This window comes from Bradyrhizobium glycinis (assembly GCF_016031655.1).
Lineage (GTDB): Bacteria > Pseudomonadota > Alphaproteobacteria > Rhizobiales > Xanthobacteraceae > Bradyrhizobium > Bradyrhizobium glycinis.
The window spans coordinates 1-1,966 of sequence record NZ_JACCHQ010000063.1 but is presented as its reverse complement, the minus strand read 5'-3'; the positions used below and the strand labels follow the sequence as shown (position 1 = coordinate 1,966).

The 1,966-nt window shown below is 63.4% G+C and carries 2 protein-coding genes; both read right to left on the bottom strand.

Features of this window, described 5'->3' with window-relative positions:
* Positions 1-857 (bottom strand): DUF1522 domain-containing protein (locus HZZ16_RS36850; protein ID WP_197955753.1); only part of this gene is annotated, 857 nt, incomplete at its 3' end.
* A 358-nt stretch (positions 858-1,215) separates the two neighbouring features.
* Positions 1,216-1,966 (bottom strand): flagellin (locus tag HZZ16_RS36845; RefSeq protein ID WP_283815920.1); only part of this gene is annotated, 751 nt, incomplete at its 5' end.

Below are 1,966 nucleotides of genomic sequence, written 5' to 3'. Positions count from 1 at the left end.
ATCGTCGCAGCACCGGAGCTGATGGCAACTGTCTTGACGCCGCTGGCGAGATCGATCGCGGTGAACAGATCGTCGACGGTTGCAAGCGTTGCCGGCGTGCCGGTGCTACCGAGATAGACGGTGGTGTTGCCGCTGCCGTCGGTGACGAGATGGCCGCTGACGCCCGAACCGGCGGGAACACCGGTCGCCGCCGGCGCGACGCCGGCACGGAAGGTGATGGTCTTGCCGTTCACGGTCAGGGTGTCGCCGTCGGCGGGCTGGGCGTTGCCGGCCAGGCCACTGGCGCTCGTGCCGTTGGTGGCGATCAGGGTGATGGTGCCTTCCAGGGTCGTGGTACCGCCGGCGCCGGTCGTTGCGCCAGTGCCTGCGAAGACGCCGATGCTGGCGCCGAGCGTGCTGGTGCCGGTCGCCGCGGTGATGCCGCCGGCCGCGCCGCTATAGAGCACGTTGCTGCTCGCGGTGGCGCTGGCGAAGCTCGTCGTGCCGCGCAGGTCGGCCGCCGTCGCACCGGAGATGGTGGTGGAGACGTTGGACTTGGTGGAATAGCCGACCGTGGTCTGCAGCGCCTGGTTGGCGATCGACTTGGCAGAGTCGATCAGCTTCTGCAGCGAGGTGATGCCGGTGTTGGCAGCCTGCAGCACCTGCACGCCGTTGGCGATGCCGTCAAGCAGGTTGTTGATGTCGCTGGCGCGGTTGTCGAGCGACTGGGCCGTGAAGAAGTTGGTGGGATTGTCCAGGGCCGAGTTGACGCTCTTGCCGGTCGACAGACGGCTCTGGGTGGTGGCGAGAAGATCGGCGGTGGACTGGAGAGACAGCAGGTTCTGACGAACCGATGCGGAGAGAACGATACCGGACATTGAGTGTTACCCTTCTGGTACGCAACGCAACAAGACTTCGATTAGGATTAATCGATGCTCGGGACGGTGAACGCGGAGGGCTAACAAAGCATGAAGCGTGTCGCGCCAGTCCTTGCGCGGATTCACCATGTGCGCCTCTCGAACCTGATCGTGCTCACCAATATCATCATGATAGGACGGCGCTTTTCGGTGCAGCGATGAGGCATTTGCGACTTGTCAACCATAACTGAGAGTGAGCAATTGACTGCATCGAATGAACCGCTCCGACCTTGCCGGGCGGCACTCAGATGCGGCGCAAAAAGAAAGCGGCGGGGCCGAAGCCCCGCCGCCGTAATCGTCTTGCGATGTCGTCCGCGCCTTAGCGGAGCAGCTGCAGCACGCTCTGCTGCGACTGGTTGGCCAGCGACAGCGCGGAGACCGCGATCGACTGACGGGTCGACAACGCCTGGCTGTTGGCCGCTTCGGTATTGGTGTCGGCCAGGGTCAGGTTGGACGAGCCGGTCTGCAGCACGTTGATCAGGCTCTTGTTGAAGTCCTGACGAACCTGCACCACCGAGAGGTTCGAGCCGAGGCTCGAAGCTTCCGAGCGAAGTGTGCTCGACGCGGCATTCAGGTTGGTCAGCACCTTGTTGGTGGCAGCGTTATCGATGAAGTCGACACCGCTGGTCAGCGCAGCAAGGCCCAGACCCTTGGAGTTGTAGGTCACGCCGGTGATGCTGAGGTTCGACTTGCCGGTCTCGTCGAACACCAGCTTGAGCTGGTCGCCGTTCAAGAGGTTGACACCGTTGAACGAGGAGTCCTGCGCCGTCGTGTCGATCTGGTTCAGGATGTTGTTGTACTGGTTGACCAGGTTGGCGCGCGAGGTCTGGGCAACGGTGTCCTGGACGGGGCTGGAAGCCGTCGAGAACGTCAGAGCGGTCGTCAGCGTGCCGCCGATCGCACCACCTGCGGCGCTCGAACCGATGGTCGAGGACGCGTAGTCGTTGGTGGTGGAGATCGTCAGCAGGCCGTTGGCGTCGATCGTCGCCGTCAGGTTGTTGGCCTGCAGCTTGGTGTTGAGCTGATCGAGCGTCTTGACCGTGCCGTTGGTGCCGTCGCCGAAGGTGACG